The sequence below is a fragment of the Klebsiella sp. F11 genome (assembly GCF_056712265.1).
In genome coordinates this window covers 219,360-235,935 of sequence record NZ_JBWYFE010000002.1, presented here as the reverse complement: position 1 = coordinate 235,935, position 16,576 = coordinate 219,360, and the positions used below count along the sequence as shown (strand labels likewise).

The following is a 16,576-nucleotide window of genomic DNA, read 5'->3' as shown; positions in this document are numbered from 1 at the left end:
CCAGATCATTCGCAGGCAAGCAAACCGTTCTGCCAGAAGCGTTCGAAGACTCCCGCATCGCGCCATTCCTGGAAGCGTCGGTGTGCAGAACTCGATGAACATATCCCGGTGGCGTTCAGGGCGTTCCACTGGCAACCGGTCCTGAGGACGAAGAATATGGCATCCATGGCAGCACGGTTATCAACGCGTCTACGATGAGTCCCCAGTGGGTGGCTGGTTTTATGCTCCGGGATGAGTGGAGCCATTTTTTCCCATAGTTCGTCGCTGATCTGCCACTTGCTACCCGCCATACATTCCCCCTCAGAAATTACCGTAACGTATTATACGATAATTCCTTTTGGGATAGGCTCTAAAGTAAGAAATAACCAGCGCGGGAAACGCGATCGAAATCACCGGAATCACTGACCGGAATCATCGGAATACGCAAAAACCATCCACCGCTGTCAGAGCGGATGACAGGATGGTGCTCGCCCGGGCGCTATGTTTATGGTCAGGAAGCGATCGACATGCGATTGAAATAATGAGATGGTCACTCCCTTCTTCTCGGAACTATGCTGAGGGTAGGCTTTCATTCGGAGAACTATCATGGAAAACATTGCGCTCATTGGTATCGACCTGGGTAAAAACTCTTTCCACATCCATTGTCAGGATCGCCATGGAAAAGCGGTTTATCGCAAAAAATTCACCAGACCAAAACTGTTTGAATTTCTGGCAACATGCCCGGCAACAACCATCGCGATGGAGGCCTGTGGTGGTGCTCATTTTATGGTGCGTAAACTGACCGAGCTGGGTCATACACCAAAGCTAATCTCGCCCCAGTTTGTTCGCCCGTTCGTCAAAAGTAACAAAAACGACTTTGTTGATGCAGAAGCCATCTGCGAAGCGGCATCACGACCGTCAATGAGGTTTGTTCAGCCCAGAACGGAGTCTCAGCAGGTGATGCACGCCTTGCATCGGGTAAGAGAATCGCTTGTCAGGGATAAGGTGAAAACCACCAATCAGATGCATGCTTTTTTACTGGAGTTTGGTGTCTGCGCCCCAAAAGGTCCTGCGCTGATAAAGAATTTTGCAGAAATTCTGGAGACAAACAAATTTCCGCCCTACCTTGCAAGATTACTGCAGAAGCTGCGTGAGCATTATGATTATCTCCTTGAACTAATTACAGATCTGGATACTCAACTGAAGGTATCTCTTGACGAAGATAGTACAGGCCAGCGCTTACTGACCATTCCCTGTGTCGGCCCTCTGACCGCAAGTCTACTTTCCACTCAACTGGGCGACGGAAAACAATACGGTAGCAGCCGGGATTTTGCCGCCTCAACGGGTCTGGTTCCACGACAGTACAGTACCGGGGGACGAACCACCCTGCTGGGTATCAGCAAACGGGGTAATAAAAAGCTACGGGCATTACTGGTACAGTGCGCCAGAGTATTCCTACGAACACTGGAACATCGGTCGGGTAAGCTTGCCGACTGGGTCAAAGAATTATTGCTACGTAAAAATAATTTCATTGTGACCTGCGCTCTGGCAAATATACTGGCCAGAATTTCATGGGCGCTGACGGCCCGACAGCAGTCTTTTGAAGCGTAATTATCAGCTTAATTTACATTTTTGGACTTTAAAATCGTTCATGCCCGCAAAAACGGGAAGGGCAAGGGAAGAAGCCACACCACACGGCTAACTCCATGATTATACGGTATACAAAACCCACGATACACAACTAAATGTGGTGCCTTAACCACAGTTAGTTGCAATACTGCGCCTGAGTGCATAAAATGTAGGCGTTAGGTGTAGAGTGACTTCCTCCGGTCAGAGCCACCAACTCAGAACCGGAACCGTATTAAAACCCGACCTCACCAGTCGGGTTTTTTTACGTCTGGTAATAACGGTGCGCTACGTGAATTCTGAGATTTTGCGAGAGGGATTTGGGCGCGAGAATTTACGAGAGAGCGCCGGAACAATGCCGGGATAACAAACCATCACCCGTGAAAGAAATCTTCCGGCACTGCCCGGTCAGGTAGTATGACATTCATTGTCAGCGCCCAGGACCCTGTACATGATTCTGTGTAAATGCCTTTTCTCAGAAGTGACCGTCCAGGCGGTCACCGAACTCGATAATAAAGCGGCTCATCGCCATACGCCAGTCCCTCAGAGGCATCGTCCATTTCTGTGAGGCTGCCTGGATGGCCAGCCACACCACCTTTTTCACTGACTCATCCGTCGGGAACACCTTACGCTTTTTGATGGCATGCCGGATCATACTGTTCAGCGACTCAATAGCGTTGGTTGTGTAGATGACTTTGCGGATGTCTGCCGGGTAAGCGAAGAGCGTCGCCAGGTTGGTCCAGTTGGCCTGCCAGCTGCGGCTTATTTGGGGATAGCGACTGTCCCATGCCCCGCAGAACGCATCCAGGGCCTGTAGCCCTGCCTCTTCCGTCGGGGCCTGATAGATGGCCTTCAGGTCACGGGTGACAGCTTTGTAATCCTTCCACGAGACGAACCGCAGGCTGTTGCGCACCATATGCACGATGCACAGCTGGATGCGGGCTTCCGGATACACCGTGTTGATGGCGTCCGGGAAGCCCTTCAGACCGTCGACACAGGCGATGAGGATGTCATTCAGGCCGCGATTCTTCAGTTCTGTCAGCACATTGAGCCAGAACTTCGCGCCCTCGTTTTCGGCCAGCCACATCCCCAACAGTTCTTTCTGGCCTTCGATATTGATACCCAGCGCCAGGAACACGGATTTATTGATGACGCGGCTGTCCTGCCGGACTTTCAGGACGATACAGTCAAGATAAACAATGGGACAGACTGCATCCAGTGGACGATTTTGCCATTCGACAACCTGCTCAATGACAGCATCGGTGACCTTTGAGACCAGGGCCGGTGAGACATCCGCGTCATACAGCTCTTTGAACGCCGCGGCTATCTCACGGGTGGTCATCCCTTTGGCGTACAACGATAAAATCTGGTTATCCATCCCGGTGATCCGGGTCTGGTTTTTCTTCACCAGTTGCGGTTCGAAAGAGCCATCACGATCGCGCGGTGTACGCAGCTCCAGGGGACCATCGCCTGTGATAACCTTCTTTTGAGTATAGCCGTTACGGGCGTTGGTCGCCGGTTTGGGCTGATGTTTATCGTAGCCGGGGTGATGGGTCATTTCGGCGTTGAGCGCCGCCTCAACACTGATTTTTTTGAGCAGGCGATCGAACTGGTTGAGATCGTCAGGGGTTTTGAGATTTTTGGCCAGTTCATTAGCCAGAGCCTGCAACTGTTTTTCGTCCATAAATTAACCTGTTTTTGATGTTGGATTGAACATATCAAAATCAGGCAATTACACAAATCTATGTACAGGCTCATACCGATTGAATTCTGGGTCTTCCGCAACTTGGGTGGAAGTTACTACGCCAGAGGGCTCATCACTCTCCGCCGCAGTAGCTCGAAGCCGGCCCGGCCATACATCTGCCGCTTCAGCATTTTCAGGCGATTTACATGTCCCTCCACAACGCCGTTACTCCATCTGCTGCTTATGGCTTCGTATATTGCTGTCGCATCAGCCTCCATTCCGGCAGCAACACGCTGCAGGTCAACGAGTCCGCTTTTACTGACTTTAGCGAACCACTGATTTAACTGTGATTTATTCTTCGTTTTCAGCATTCGGTAGAAGTCGAGTGACAGTTGTTGTGCCATTTTCAGTTGTGGTTCCTTTTGGCACATTAACTCGATGAACCGGGACGCATAGTTTTCTTCTCCTCTGACCATTCGCCAGGGCATTAACCAGCGGCTGACCCGGGATGCTGAAGGGAGCCGCCCTGGTGCGACTACCGGACCATTAACTTGCTTACGCCACTTAGTCACTGCATCCCTGACTGTAGTTTCACTCCCTGTAAAACCGGCTTCAACCATCTCTCTCCATAGCTGCCTGGCATTGTGATTACCATTTTTACGCTGCTCTTCCAGCCATTCCTGCCACGGCTCAAGGAGCCCAGGTCTTGGTGGTTTAGTGGATATTTCAGGGAACGCTTTCGACTGTAGCCACCGACGAACCGTCACACGGGATAGCCCGGTGAGCCGCGCTATTTCTCTGAACCCACATCCTTTTTTATGAAGAGAGTCAACCTCAGCCCAGCGTTGATATCGTTTATCGCGCCGCTGTCGTTTAATTCGTTCAGGAAGTAGTAACTTTGAGGCGGCTGCCGGAGAAGCTTCAGTATTCTGTTTTTTAGGTGATAACTCAGTGGCTACCAATCGTATCAATGGCATGTGTCTGTACATCATGCGCTCCAGCGCATCACCGATATTCTTTAGCAGGTGCCAGCGATCGGCCACCTGTCTGGCCTGCGGTGCACCATCGCGTGCAGCTAATGCATAAATACCGCCACGATCGCGTGAGACAACCTGTATTTCCGGGTATTTTTTGAACCATGCCGCCAGTGTGCGCTGCTCCCGGCCAGGCAGTAGAACCAAAGGGCGATGAGTATCGAGATTAACGATCAGCGTGCCATACCTGTGGCCCCGATGCCATGCCCATTCATCGATTCCTACATGTCGGGTCCGCTTCTCTACCTGCTCCGGAGCCTGAACCACTCTGCGTAGCAGAGTATCTGCACTGATCTGTACCCCTGACGCTATTGCCGCCCGTTTCCCAGCCTCTCCACCGGCGATTAATCCCAGTTGGTGCTGCAGATTTTGAAGCAACGTCGAAGACTGCTGCTGCGGGTCAGCAAAGGGAGACAGCGATTCAGCGAATATTTTGCGTGAGCAGGACAGATTACGACAGTACCAGTGCCGAATGGCAAAGATTAGCCAGAGCGACTGTCCCGAGCAAGGCAGACCCCCCATGTCAGGGTAGTTGTCGCCTCTGACTGAAAAAAATCTAGGGGGCTGGAGACGACAACAATGAAGACCTATTCACCTGAGCGTAAAGCCGCTGTGATCGCCAGAATGATGCCGCCGCATAATCAGTCGATTATTCAGATAGCCCGGTCTGAAGGCATCCCTACAAATACGCTTTATGGCTGGCGCTCTCAGGCCGGGATCTCGACCCAGCAGGCAACCGATGATGCCAGTAAGTCGCCTCGGGAGTGGTCTCAGGATGCCCGTTTCTCCGTTCTCGTTGAAACAGCACCTCTCTCTGCCCATGCTGTAGCTGAATACTGTCGCCGTAAAGGCCTCTATCCTGAGCAAATCCAGCAGTGGAAGGACGAGTTTATGCAGCCCGGTCAGCGTGAAGAAAGAGCAGTAATAAAGAAGCAACAAAAAGAAATTCAGCAACTTAACCGCGAAATAGCCCGCAAGGACAAGGCGCTTGCCGAAGCCGCAGCACTGCTCATCCTGGAAAAAAAGCTGAAGGCGTTCTTCGACGAAGAACGCGAGGTCGAATGACGCGCGCTGCCGACAGGCTACGGCTGATGACCATGCTGCAGGAGGCCATCGACGGCGGCGTTCATGGTTAGCGATTTGGAAAAGCGTTTTAAAAAATTTAAGACCATGAACAGGGTCGTCAGGAGAGCAGTAATGGCGTGCGGTGGGGGAACTAATGATGAAAAAAACACCTTTTGGCTAATTTTTAACCTGAAATGCGTTTTTCAGACGCACTTATCCTGCAGCCTGTGACAGAAGCCATCGTTTCCGGTCGATACTGTGCAGCCTTTCTGCCACTAACTCCGTGGCGTGTCTGCTCGCCTGCGCGCTGACAAAGCGCAGCCGGTCGCCGCACAGAATGCATTTGTACGGATCCGTGCGCAGGAACGCTTTCATCAGCGCGGCGAAGCCGGGCTTATCCGGTTTATTCCTCGCTTCCATCTCCAGGGCCTCATACACCTTCAGCAGCAGCGTGCCCCGTTTACGGCTGGATAAGAATCCGTAATACCGCACCATTTTAAAATACTTTTCCGGCACGTGGCTGATATAGCGTCCGATCATCTCTTCCTGCGACAGCGTCTGCTGCCGGTGCCGCTGTGTCCGGTGGTCGTAATAGTGATGCACCACGGCGCCGCCGCTGTAATGCCGCAGTTGCGAGGCCGACACCGGCGGACGTTTCAGATACCGGCCCAGGTATTTCACGCACCGCCAGGCACCGTGCGTCTTTTTTGCGAAGTGAACTTTCCAGTACCGCTGCCACTGTGCACGAAGGTAGCGCCGCCAGTGCTCCTCATCCCGGATATGACCGTAACCCGCAAGGCCGCCGGGATTAATCTGCTCATAGTGTTCCCGCAACATCTCAGTGACGGCATTGCGCCAGATTTCCTCCACCTTATCCTTCTTAAAGAAGATATTCTTCCCGACGCCGTGTTTAATATCGAGCCCGCCCCGGGTGACGGAGACGTGGATATGCGGATGCGGGTTCAGCTGGCAACCGTAGGTGTGCAGGGCACAGAAGATGCCGATTTCCAGACCCTGTTTACGGGCATGGCGGAGCATGGCGCGGGTGGCCGCCAGGAAGAGGTGGTTAAGCAGGGGCCAGTTGTGATTAAAAAAGGGCCACAGCAGATGGGGCATGGTCAGGGTGATGTGCTGCCAGTCGCAGTCGGGAAGAATGTGGGTCTGCTGTGCAATCCACTGTTCCGTGGCTTTAAATCCGCAGGAGCTGCAGGCTCTTGAGCCACAGCTCTGGCAGAAGAAACGGGAGTGAGAGCAGTCCGGAGAAGAACAACAGTAACGGCGGACGCCCATGGCGGTGGTGCTGCAGGCGAGCATGCGTTCAACGGAGAGCCGGGTCCACGGGCTGACGGTATCACCGAATTTTTCGAGGAACTTGTTCCAGCCGTCATCAATGGAGAAAAGCAGCTTTGCGGGGCGGGGGATATACATGGTGCAGAGTATAAAACGGGGCAGCGGTCATGAACATCCCCGAAGCTGCGCAGCAGCGCCGCTCACGCCAAAGGCGTGCTATGTTCACGGACTCTACCGATTGTCGCCTGCAGAGCAATTTTATCTGTTGGTTGCCTGAAAAACAGACAGCATGACTTCTGCTGACCTGTTGTCGTTAATGCGACAGAATCGCCTGAAAAGCCTGACCCGGTCTGATGCGTACCTGTTAGGGATGCAGGCCGGAGCGGTGCGGGTGGATATTCACGGGCATCCGGTCGCGACGGTCACGAAAGAAGAAGCGGCGTACGCGCGGGAGTTGAGGGGGAGACAGACGTGGCAGCAGGTCCGGTGGTAGGGGGCAGCCCAGCCGGTCTCTGTTGTTCCATGCGCTGACATATCAGCGTTTTTTTCTCATTAACGCCAGCAGGGCAACGGCACTGATTATGGTGGCGAGAATGCCGGTCATCAGCGCCCTGAACGGCCCGTCATAAGCACAGGCGAGCTGGCCGCTGCAGTCTTCAAAAAAGTTAAGGGAAAATAAACCTGCGCACAATCCGATGAAACCGGATAGTACCAGCACAAAAATTGCGTATGCAGCCTGAGAAAACGGGTTTGTGTTCAAAATGTTTCCCTCTCCGCAACGGGGTTGGTTATCGTCAGCCCCGAAACGGAGCCGGTGCTGATTCAGGCTGGCACTCAGCGCCTGTATTGACTTATTTCACCCAATCTTCCAGAGCCAGTCCCGGTACTCGCTCAAATTTCCGCGTATTATTCGTCACCAGTATGGCGCCGGCGGCAATGACATGGCCGGCGATCTCGGTGTCGTTCGGGCCGATCGGCGTACCGGCCGCTGCTAGGGTGGCCTTTATCATCTCCAACAAAATTTGACCGAACACATTCGAAGTTGAAAGGGTTTAATTTAAGGGTCAGAGCCTAGTCTGTTCACCGCCTCCTCGGCTTGGCGCTCCGCCTCATCGACTTCGCGTCTGGATCGAGAAATCTCTTCTTCCGTCAAAGTGTTCTTACCGTCGTATCCACCCTGTGCCTCACCAATAGTAATGGGAGTTATCATGAAATATGCCGCGACAAGGGCTGCGACGATTATAATGATGAATATGAATGGGCGCATTTAATCCTACTGTTCCTGAATTTGATCTGGTTTGGGCTGCGAACCTTCTGGTGGTACCTGTTCGGACTGCCGATGCATTCTACAGGCTGTTCGGCAAGAACTTCATTCGTCTTCGCTTTGATCTCTTCTGCTGTTTGCTGGCTGATCAAACCTTGATGGTTAGGAATCTATGATCACTCCCGTTTTTGCAATACCGATCCTGAAGATATTGTTGGCTTGCATGAATCTGTCCGGCGTCCTGATGGGTTTTATACCCGCGCCACGATGAGTTCCGCGCCTGTTGAACCCATCGAATGCCATTCGATTAATCGTCTCAATACAATGCGATTAAGCACAAACCCAAAAACAAAAAACGCGGTGAGTTTTACTCCTGATTCTACCCCACCTAGTCGCGTGTCCACTATTGGCGGGTAGGGTCAGTAAAGGTTATGCCATCGACCAAATCTTTGCGTATATAGGCAGATAAAATCACCGGCCCCTCTCGCCATTGCGCAGACCAGTCGCCAAAATCCATCGAGGTATAGATATAGTTTAGACCGCAAAAAACCTCGATCTCAGCAATATCTTTTCCGATAAAATCTTCGCGATGCTCTGCTACATAATACAAGGCACTTAATCGACGCTCCCGCTTAAGTCGATTCTGTCGCACTTCGTCACGATACTCTCGGAAAAATGAAAGAATAGTCATATGTGCTCGCCTCTTTTGATGCTATTGACACCGCCCTGAAGGAGGGTGTGGTAGAGTCTTAGGACGTGGTGTAAATTCGGCAGTATGCTGAGAGCCATCGGCTTATCCGGTAAGGTAATGGTTGTTGTGGTCAACTAATACTGGCCACCGCATTAGACTGTAAGTAGTACAGTCGCTCCGATTCGTTTGGCGTTAAGCCGCCGTTATACCAGTGAGGCCGCACGGCGCTGTAATAGCCCGTGATGTAGCGGATTATCGCGCTCTGAGCTTCATTTAAGCTGTTGTAGCCCTTCGTCGGTACCCATTCGGTCTTCAGGCTCCGGAAGAAACGCTCCATAGGCGCGTTATCCCAGCAGTTTCCCCGTCGGCTCATGCTTTGCTTTATCCGGTAGCGCCACAGCGCCTGCCGGTACCGACGGCTGGTATAGTGACTGCCCTGGTCGCTGTGGAACATCACGCCCGCTGGCCGACCGCGTAGTTCCCAGGCCATCTGCAACGCTTTGACCGTCAGTGCCGAGTCCGGCGACGTCGACATCGCCCAGCCCACCGGTTTACGGGCGAACAGATCCAGCACGACCGCCAGATACGCCCAGCATTTTCCCGTCCAGATGTAGGTCACGTCACCTCACCAGACCAGGTCTGGTGAGGTGACCGCGAACTGGCGGTTGAGATGGTTGGGTATCTCAACATGTTCGTTGCCGCCGCGTTTGTATTTGTGCGCCGGTACCTGGCAACTGGCTATGTCCAGCTCTTTCATCAGCTTACCGGCCAGCCAGCGTCCCATTTTGACACCAGAGTCCCTGGTGACGATGGAAGCGATGCTTCGGGCACCGGCAGAGCCGCCGCTGGCGTTCCAGGCCTCCATAACCTGGCTGCGTTTAGCCACGCGCTCACCGTCGGGCTCATTGGCCGAAGCCTGCCAGTACCTGTAGCTGCTGCGATGAACTTCAAAAGTCTGGCACAACGCGGAAACCGGATACCGCGCTCTCAGCCTGTCGACTACCGTGAACCGTTGAGTGAGTCCGACATTAAGAGAGCCGTAGCCTTTTTTAGGATTTCATTTTCCATTTCAAGACGTTGGATTTATTTCTTCATTTCACGCAACTCGAGCTGCTCTGGCGTCAGAGGAAGTCCGGCAGGCGTTTTACCCTGGCGCTCGAGTTTCAGCTTATTAACCCAGCGGGTAATAGCTGAATGGCTGACATTAACCGCCTCAGCGGCCTTTAAGTAGGTATAGCCGTGGTCGACAACCAGCTTTGCTGCTTCGAGCTTAAATTCTGCCGTGAAATGTTTAGCCATTTGATCACCTGTCGTGTTGTTGGGGTGAGCATATCACCTCCGACCAGGTGGCCAGTATCAGTGTGCCACTACAAGTCCTCACCGCCAAGTTGCATCAGGGTATTGCTGAATGTCATGCTGTTGTCAGCCATCGGTTTGTTCCTTTTAAGATAATGTCTTCGTAACCATTACCTTACCGGATAAGCCGATGGCGCTCACCATCCTGCTGAATTTACACCACGTCTTAAGACTCTACCGGACAATGCCGCTGAGGGACTGGCGTATGGCAATGAACCGCTTTATTATCGGGTTCGGTGACCGCCTGGACGGTCACTTCTGAGAAAAGGCATTTACACAGAATCGTGTACAGGGTCATGGTAGCGAGTGCAAAATTATCCTCTTTTATCCTATGGCCTATCTTTATTTATTATCCTTTGGAGTCATGATGAAAATAATGCAAATACTATCAACCCTTATTCTTTTTATTTATTCGCCACTAATCATTGCAAAAACGATAACATCGCACATTAAAATGGTTGGCGGCGAGTTTGAAGGAACCCTCCAGTCTGATGACGACGAGTTGATTTGGTTTGGAAATTTCGAGTTTGATTTGTTAGATGGTTCTCATCTTACATGCCGACCACATCAATGGGAAACTTCTGGTGTACGACCGAATAGATTGACTTACGTAGGTTATCGCTGTCAAAACGGTTATTCTGTACAGATACAAAAAAAAGAATCAGAAAAATATGCAACGCTAACTTACAGTGTTTTAGATTTTGATACTTATGATGAGAATATGTTAAGTAATTTTAAAATTACGTCTTCGATTCCATTATCAATAATAGATAAAAATGATCATAACACTGATATGTTTTTCAGACGGTATGGGGAAATGTTGAGATGGATAAAGAACAACACAGTTTATGTAGAAACAGCTTGTGACATAATTACCACTTCACATATTCTTTCTTACAAGATAGTTAGCAATAGCGAGGGGGATAATTCTTCTATTAAAAATGAAATGTCTAAAAAATTATCTAAGTTGTATCCAAACAAAGAGAATTCAATGGTTCAGTCTTTCATAAATTTACATGCTAAAAAAAAATCACCATATAGAATGCCGATTACATTTAAAGACAAGGATATGTTTGCTAATGCATGCTTGAATGACCCGGATAGCTATATCCCAGATTTTAAGAAGTTGGTCATGTCAGGGAAAATTTACAGGTAAATCCGGTTCATGGTTAGCGATTTGGAAAAGCGTTTTAAAAAATCCCTGGCTATGAACAGGGTCGTCAGGAGGGTTCTAATGGAATGGACGCCCCCAACTTAAAGGGCATCAGTGTGCCAAAATGGAAGTGCGTCAAACACGACCATTTAATAACCGGGAGCGTCCATCATGAAGATTACAACTATCGGTATCGATCTGGCAAAAAAAGTCTTTCAGCTCCATGGCATTAATGCACAATGAAAAACAGGTAATGCCTTTAATCGATAGAAAACCATGATATACTACTGGTATTTAGGGTTTTCTATGGCTACCGTTACTTCATTGTCCTCGTTGCCATTCCGATTCTGTTTATCGCCATGGGCACAGCTGTTCCGGACACGAGCGCTTTCGTTGCAGGTCATGTCGCCGCGTTTTTCAGCTGGCTTATACCTATGAAGCCAGAAAACCCGGTGTAAAAGAACAGATAGTTGAACTGGCACACAACGATGCCGGCGTCCGTGATACCGCCAGAGTTCTTAAGGTTGGTATTAATACTGAACCGCCCCGGCAATCCTGGAGACTAAACTGTCAGTCAAAAGGAGAACACAATGTCATCAAATCGTTACTCACCTGAACTGCGTGAAAGGGCCATCAGAATGGTTATGGAGCATCGCGGCGAATACAAAACTGAACGGGAAACGCTTCTCTCCATTGCCCCCAAAATTGGCTGTACTTACGATACCCTGCGGGCCTGGCTCCGCCAGCATGAGCGGGATGCCGGTTCAGGTCATGGCGGTCTGACCACCGCTGAACGCCAGCGCCTGAAAGAGCTGGAGCGGGAGGTTCGTGAACTTCGCCGCAGCAACGATATCCTGCGCCAGGCTTCCGCGTATTTTGCGAAGGCGGAGTTCGACCGCCTGTGGAAAAAATAGCGCCCCTTGTTGATAGCCTGCGCAGTGAACACGGGGTCGGACCGGTATGCCACGAGCTGGATATCGCCCCGTCGACATATTACCGGCATCACCAACATCGCCGGCATCCGGACAGGCGCAGCCTGCGGGAACAGCGTGACGACCTTCTGAAAGTGGAGATACAGCGCGTGTACGATGAAAACCACAGTGTGTATGGCATTCGCAAGGTCTGGCGTCAGTTGCTCCGCGAGCACATCAGCGTGGCCAGATGTACGGTGGCACGGCTGATGAAGGCGATGGGGCTCGCCGGGGTGCGGCGGGGCATAAATATCCGGACCACCGTCAGCCGGAAAGACGCCGCCGCCGGCGACCGGGTGAACCGCCAGTTCGTGGCAGAACGGCCAGACCAGCTGTGGGTGGCAGACTTCACGTACGTGAGCACCTGGCAGGGCTTCGCGTATGTGGCGTTCATCATCGACGTGTTCGCGGGGCGTATCGTGGGCTGGCGGGTGTCGTCGTCAATGGAGACGGCGTTCGTGCTGGATGCGCTGGAGCAGGCGCTGTGGGCCCGGCGCCCGACGGGCACCATCCACCACAGCGATAAAGGGTGGCAGTATGTGTCACTGGCGTACACGCAGCGGCTTAAGGACGCAGAGCTGCTGGCGTCAACGGGCAGCACAGGAGACTCATACGACAACGCAATGGCAGAGAGCATCAACGGACTTTACAAAGCGGAGGTCATACATCGTCAAAGCTGGAAAACCAGATCAGAGGTTGAGCTTGCTACACTGACGTGGGTGGACTGGTACAACAATCGCCGGTTGCTGGAAAGGCTGGGTCATATCCCACCGGCAGAAGCCGAACAGGCATATTACGCTTCCATCGGTAATAAGGATCTGGCAGCCTGAGTTGCCGGACTAAAAACACTCCAGGAAAACCGGGGCGGTTCAGCCGCTTTACGCTCAGGTGAATAGATTTTCATTGTCGTCTCCGGCCCCCCCGATTTTTTTCACTCAGAGGCGACAACTACCCTGACATGGGGGGAATATGTCGGCAGGAACAGTAACCGGAACTTCGGGTTTTCTTCCAGCCAGCGTTCCACTTTGCGGCTTTTATGGATGATGTAGTTATCCGCTACCAGTGTGATGGTTTTCGCCCGCCTGTATGTACGGCGTAATGTTTCTAACAGGCTGATAAATAAATCAGAACTTTTGCTGCTGCCACTAACGTAGTGAACCCGTCCAGTGCCTGAATGTAGTACACCTGCCAGATAATGCTTCTGGTTCTGTCCCGGCGTGGCAATTCGTTTCTGCTGCCCTTTGGGCATCCAGTCAGCACCGATTTTTGGGTTCAGGTCAATATCAACTTCATCCTGATAAAAGACAGGATGAACCGCTGATTCCTGAGCCAGCGCCTGCCCGATAGTAAGCCGCTTTTCATCATAATGCGGGCCCCTGATTTTCAGCGTCGGGGCAGCTCTGCGACAGACCATACCGGCCTGTTTGAGGTATCGGTGCAGGGTGGAGCGGTGAAGCCTCACGTCAAAAAGCCGGTTGACGTGTAGTGGCACACTGATACTGGCCACCTGATCGGAAGGTGATACTCTCACTTCCCCAACACCACAGGTGAACCAATGGCAAAACATTTCACGGCAGAATTTAAGCTCGAAGCAGCAAAACTGGTTGTCGACCACGGCTATACCTACGTTAAGGCCGCAGAGGCAGTTAATGTCAGCCATTCGGCTATTACCCGCTGGGTTAATAAACTGAAACTCGAGCGTCAGGGGGAAACGCCTGCCGGGCTTCCTCTGACGCCAGAACAGCTTGAGCTGCGTGAGGCGAAGAAGAAAATTCAACGCCTTGAAATGGAAAATGAAATCCTAAAAAAGGCTACGGCGCTCTTAATGTCGGACGCACTCAACGATTCACGGTAGTCGACAGGTTGAGAGCGCGATATCCGGTCGCTGTGTTGTGCCAGACTTTTGAAGTCCATCGCAGCAGCTACAGGCACTGGCAGGCTTCGGGCAGTGAGCCCGATGGTGAGCGAGTGGCTAAACGCAGCCAGGTCATGGAGGCCTGGAACGCCAGCGGCGGCTCTGCAGGCACCCGAAGCATCGCGACTATCGTCACCAGGAACTCTGGTGTCAAAATGGGCCGCTGGCTGGCCGGTAAGCTGATGAAAGAGCTGGATATCGCCAGCTGCCAGGTACCGGCCCACAAATACAAACGCGGCGGAAACGAACACGTTGAAATACCGAACCATCTCGACCGGCAGTTCGCAGTAACCGCGCCGGACCAGGTCTGGTGCGGCGATGTGACCTACATCTGGACCGGCAAATGCTGGGCTTATCTGGCGGTGGTGCTGGACTTGTTCGCCCGTAAACCGGTGGGCTGGGCGATGTCGACGGCGCCGGACTCAGCACTGACGGTCAAAGCGCTACAGATGGCCTGGGAGCTACGCGGCCGACCAGCGGGCGTGATGTTCCACAGCGACCAGGGCAGACACTATACCAGCCGCCAGTACCGACAGGCGCTGTGGCGCTGTGATCTGGTCAAGTTAAACAGGACACTTTTTTCTCAGCCATCTGTTCATATCGCTCTGGCGATAAATACCCATTCGAAGCATGGTTTCTGTCAAGATTGTAATAACGCATATAGTCTGCAACATCACGTTTCATACCTGCCCGCGTCTGCTGCGGGATCAACAGCACCCATTCATGTTTCAAACTGCCCCAAAAACGCTCCATTACCGCGTTATCCCAGCAGGCGCCAACATCTCCCATGCTGCTTCTGAGTCCGTAACTGGTTAACTGCGTTTGGAAGCGCTTGCTGGTATACTGCGCTCCACGATCGGTATGGACGACCAGCCCTGTCGGTGGATTGCGCAGGTTGTAAGCCTGCATGAGAGCCCGGCAAACCAGCGACGATGTCATTCTCTTGTCAATGTGCCAACCGACGATCCGGCGGGAATATAAATCCATGATCGCAGCCAGGTACAACCAGCCTTCACCCGTTTTCAGATACGTAATATCACTCACCCATATCTGGTCCGGTCCGGGAGGATTGAAGTTCTGATTCAACAGATTTGGTGCAAAATCAGCCCCTTTCTTCGGTTTCGTTGTGACCTTCCAGGCACGACGTTGCCGGCAGAGAAGTCCCTCTTCGCTCATGATTTTTCTAACGCGCCAACGACTTATGGTGACGCCTTCTTCACGGAGCTTTTTAACCAGCGTTCGGCTCCCGGCACTTTCCCGACTGGCAGAGAATAACGCCTTGAGCATCACCCTGACTGCGGTATCTTTCGGCGGGCAGGCTATCGGCTTTTTTCGCCAGGCATACCATGCGGACGGGCTAATGCGCATCACGCGACAAAGCGTCCGTAGCCTGTAATTACCTGCGTTATCGAGGATAAACTGGTATCTCACGACATGTGCTTCGCAAAGAAGGCGCTCGCCTTTTTTAATATTTCCTTCTCAATGCGTAACTCTTTGTTTTCTAGACGTAGCCTTCGGAGTTCAGCTTGTTCATCTTCACTAAGCGGACTTTCATGGCGCTGGCGCGCGGCGGCGACCCAACTGCGCAATGTTTTGGCGCTGATCCCCAAAGAAGTTGCGGCACGCGCAATGGAGTAATTTTGCGTCAGCACCAGGGCCACCGTTTCCTTCTTAAATTCTGGCGTAAACTTTCGCTTCTGATTCACTAAACACCTCCATTTTGGATGTAAGTTTAGTGTCCTGATTATTCGACCACAGCAGGGTGTCACGGGTAGGGGTATTCAGTTTCTCCGTGGCCACGTTACCGTAGTAAGTTTCATTAACCGCAAAAGGGGAAGTTTTGATGAAGGTGCTGATATGCCGGCAGTACTGCCGCTCGCCGCGCAGCTTTTCAGCTGCGCGCTCGGCGTACTGGCAGACGGCCTGGCGCATTTCTTCATAGGTGGTGATCCGCTGCCCGAAGCTTCGACTGCAGACAATCTGCTGTTTCGTCGGTGGCGCTTCCTCCAGTGAAATGCAGCTCTCGCCGTTCAGCTCACGTACAGTGCGCTCCAGTACCACGCTGAAATTTTTGCGGATAAACGTGGGGTTCGTCAGCGACAGCTGCAGGGCAGTGGTGATCCCCATAACGTGTAGCTTTTTCGCTATCCGGTTCCCCACGCCCCAGATTTCTTCCACCGGCTGCAGGCTGAGTAATTTTGCCGTCCTGCGTGGATTATCGGGTGACAGCGCCAGCACCCCCCTGAATTGTGGCCATTCCTTTGACGCCCACTGCGCCGATTTGGCCAGTGTTTTTGTGGCGCCGAAGCCGACACCGATCGTCAGTCCGGTTCCACTGAGAACGTGCCCACGCAGCTGCCTGCCAAAATCCTCCAGATCCATACAGTGGCCAATTCCCCGGGCATCCAGGAAACATTCGTCTATCGAGTATTGTTCGACGCGGGGAGACAGCTCCTCCAGCAGGGCGACCACGCGGTTACTCAGGCTAGCGTAGAGCTCGTAATTGGTCGAGTCCGTCAAGGTGGTGTAAATTCAGTTACAGTCTTCC

Annotated in this window: 11 protein-coding genes, 8 pseudogenes and 1 other annotated feature; of the genes and pseudogenes, 8 read left to right on the top strand and 11 right to left on the bottom strand. The window is 52.2% G+C overall.

The window, feature by feature from the left end:
* Positions 1-8: 8 nt before the first annotated feature.
* Positions 9-290 (bottom strand): annotated as a pseudogene (locus AC1M2H_RS29055) (transposase); the annotation flags it as partial.
* Positions 291-585: 295 nt separating this feature from the next.
* Between AC1M2H_RS29055 and AC1M2H_RS29050 the strand changes: the two are divergent.
* Entirely contained in the window at positions 586-1,590 is a 1,005-nt protein-coding gene (locus tag AC1M2H_RS29050) for an IS110 family RNA-guided transposase (protein WP_480152271.1), read from the top strand.
* A gap of 490 nt (positions 1,591-2,080) precedes the next feature.
* Here AC1M2H_RS29050 and AC1M2H_RS29045 read toward each other — a convergent pair whose 3' ends face one another.
* Positions 2,081-3,289, bottom strand: a complete 1,209-nt coding sequence (locus AC1M2H_RS29045; protein ID WP_480152270.1) for an IS256 family transposase — start codon at positions 3,287-3,289, stop codon at positions 2,081-2,083.
* A 116-nt stretch (positions 3,290-3,405) separates the two neighbouring features.
* Positions 3,406-4,836 (bottom strand): annotated as a pseudogene (locus AC1M2H_RS29040) (ISL3 family transposase); the annotation flags it as partial.
* A 66-nt stretch (positions 4,837-4,902) separates the two neighbouring features.
* Here AC1M2H_RS29040 and AC1M2H_RS29035 point away from each other — a divergent pair.
* A complete protein-coding gene (locus AC1M2H_RS29035) occupies positions 4,903-5,388 on the top strand; it encodes a transposase (RefSeq protein ID WP_480152269.1) in 486 nt (161 codons plus the stop codon).
* A 213-nt stretch (positions 5,389-5,601) separates the two neighbouring features.
* Here the strand turns inward: AC1M2H_RS29035 and AC1M2H_RS29030 are convergent, their stop codons facing one another.
* On the bottom strand, positions 5,602-6,816 hold the full coding sequence (locus AC1M2H_RS29030; RefSeq protein ID WP_480152219.1) for an IS91 family transposase: 1,215 nt from the start codon (positions 6,814-6,816) through the stop codon (positions 5,602-5,604).
* A 151-nt stretch (positions 6,817-6,967) separates the two neighbouring features.
* Between AC1M2H_RS29030 and AC1M2H_RS29025 the strand changes: the two genes are divergently transcribed.
* Positions 6,968-7,171: a ProQ/FINO family protein gene (locus tag AC1M2H_RS29025; protein ID WP_480152268.1), complete on the top strand. Its 204-nt coding sequence runs from the start codon at positions 6,968-6,970 to the stop codon at positions 7,169-7,171.
* A 42-nt stretch (positions 7,172-7,213) separates the two neighbouring features.
* Here AC1M2H_RS29025 and AC1M2H_RS29020 read toward each other — a convergent pair whose 3' ends face one another.
* The 4 genes and pseudogenes from AC1M2H_RS29020 to AC1M2H_RS29005 all read right to left on the bottom strand — a co-directional run bounded on the left by AC1M2H_RS29020 (position 7,214) and on the right by AC1M2H_RS29005 (position 9,932).
* Positions 7,214-7,438, bottom strand: a complete 225-nt coding sequence (locus AC1M2H_RS29020; RefSeq protein WP_480152267.1) for a hypothetical protein — start codon at positions 7,436-7,438, stop codon at positions 7,214-7,216.
* A 91-nt stretch (positions 7,439-7,529) separates the two neighbouring features.
* Positions 7,530-7,685: pseudogene (locus AC1M2H_RS29015) on the bottom strand (PIN domain-containing protein); the annotation flags it as partial.
* Positions 7,686-8,345: 660 nt separating this feature from the next.
* Positions 8,346-8,633: a hypothetical protein gene (locus tag AC1M2H_RS29010; protein WP_480152266.1), complete on the bottom strand. Its 288-nt coding sequence runs from the start codon at positions 8,631-8,633 to the stop codon at positions 8,346-8,348.
* A gap of 130 nt (positions 8,634-8,763) precedes the next feature.
* Positions 8,764-9,932 (bottom strand): annotated as a pseudogene (locus AC1M2H_RS29005) (IS3 family transposase).
* Between the two features lie 187 nt (positions 9,933-10,119).
* Between AC1M2H_RS29005 and AC1M2H_RS29000 the strand changes: the two are divergent.
* The 4 genes and pseudogenes from AC1M2H_RS29000 to AC1M2H_RS28985 all read left to right on the top strand — a co-directional run bounded on the left by AC1M2H_RS29000 (position 10,120) and on the right by AC1M2H_RS28985 (position 12,943).
* Positions 10,120-10,251 (top strand): hypothetical protein, encoded by a 132-nt coding sequence (locus tag AC1M2H_RS29000; protein WP_480152299.1) that lies wholly within the window; start codon positions 10,120-10,122, stop codon positions 10,249-10,251.
* A 69-nt stretch (positions 10,252-10,320) separates the two neighbouring features.
* Positions 10,321-11,145: a hypothetical protein gene (locus AC1M2H_RS28995; protein ID WP_480152265.1), complete on the top strand. Its 825-nt coding sequence runs from the start codon at positions 10,321-10,323 to the stop codon at positions 11,143-11,145.
* A gap of 316 nt (positions 11,146-11,461) precedes the next feature.
* Positions 11,462-11,680 (top strand): annotated as a pseudogene (locus tag AC1M2H_RS28990) (IS1-like element transposase); the annotation flags it as partial.
* A 52-nt stretch (positions 11,681-11,732) separates the two neighbouring features.
* Positions 11,733-12,943, top strand: a protein-coding gene (locus tag AC1M2H_RS28985; RefSeq protein ID WP_480152264.1) for an IS3 family transposase whose coding sequence is annotated in 2 segments (ribosomal slippage) — positions 11,733-12,018 and positions 12,018-12,943 — 1,212 coding nt in all. Because the reading frame shifts where the segments join, the coding sequence is not laid out codon by codon here.
* Positions 12,011-12,127: a sequence feature (AL1L pseudoknot), on the top strand. It overlaps the preceding gene by 117 nt.
* Before the next feature lie 116 nt (positions 12,944-13,059).
* On the opposite strand, the pseudogene AC1M2H_RS28980 reads toward AC1M2H_RS28985, so the two are convergent.
* Positions 13,060-13,599: pseudogene (locus AC1M2H_RS28980) on the bottom strand (IS630 family transposase); the annotation flags it as partial.
* A 69-nt stretch (positions 13,600-13,668) separates the two neighbouring features.
* Between AC1M2H_RS28980 and AC1M2H_RS28975 the strand changes: the two are divergent.
* Positions 13,669-14,576 (top strand): annotated as a pseudogene (locus AC1M2H_RS28975) (IS3 family transposase); the annotation flags it as partial.
* Between the two features lie 10 nt (positions 14,577-14,586).
* Here AC1M2H_RS28975 and AC1M2H_RS28970 read toward each other — a convergent pair.
* Positions 14,587-15,773, bottom strand: a protein-coding gene (locus tag AC1M2H_RS28970; protein ID WP_480152032.1) for an IS3 family transposase whose coding sequence is annotated in 2 segments (ribosomal slippage) — positions 14,587-15,497 and positions 15,497-15,773 — 1,188 coding nt in all. Because the reading frame shifts where the segments join, the coding sequence is not laid out codon by codon here.
* Positions 15,774-15,789: 16 nt separating this feature from the next.
* A pseudogene (gene umuC, locus AC1M2H_RS28965) lies at positions 15,790-16,539 on the bottom strand (translesion error-prone DNA polymerase V subunit UmuC); the annotation flags it as partial.
* Between the last annotated feature and the right edge of the window lie 37 nt (positions 16,540-16,576).